Origin of the sequence: Geobacillus sp. ZGt-1, assembly GCF_001026865.1 — a bacterium.
GTDB lineage: Bacteria > Bacillota > Bacilli > Bacillales > Anoxybacillaceae > Geobacillus > Geobacillus thermoleovorans.
On sequence record NZ_LDPD01000167.1, the window covers coordinates 1 to 590 of the forward strand.

Annotated in this window: 1 protein-coding gene; it reads right to left on the reverse strand. The window is 30.7% G+C overall.

All coding sequences use genetic code 11. The features are described 5' to 3' along the window. Nucleotides 1-83: 83 nt before the first annotated feature. Nucleotides 84-590: glycosyltransferase (locus VU18_RS16320; RefSeq protein ID WP_047758559.1), on the reverse strand; the 507-nt coding region annotated here is incomplete at its 5' end.

Here is a 590-nt window from a genome sequence, read left to right on the forward strand (position 1 = left end):
GATTATGTTCTTTCACAGAACTAGCTAATACAGCTGCTTTAGGCAAATAATTTGCTGTAACAGAAGTGCATACTATCATGAAACTAATCCCCTCTCTTCCCAAAATTATTGTTAAATTCTTTTATCTTTTTGATCGAATGACTTTTTTCTATAATTGCGTTTCTATCTTTTAATAATTTCTTTAATAAACTAAGAATAGAACTAGCAGAATAACCTTCTAAAACCCATCCAGCATCATATCTTTTAACTCGCTCCGCTGGCGCCCCAATATTAAACGTTATGATTGGGTATCCTGAAGCTATTGCTTCACTAGTTGTATAGCTAAAAGTTTCAGGACAGATAGATGGGATTATTACTATAGAGATTTCATACTGTTTTAGTAGGTTAGCAATTTCTTTTCGTTCATATTTGCCATGAACTTCTAAAATTCCATCCTCACTTTTATAGCTTTTACTATGAACAGTTGTTGTACCAATAACTTTAATATTTATGGGTAGCTTTTCTTTCAATATTAGTTCTTTTAATTCATAGATAATTTTTGAACCTTTCGCCTCATTAATATTACCAATAAAAGCAATATTCAATTCATG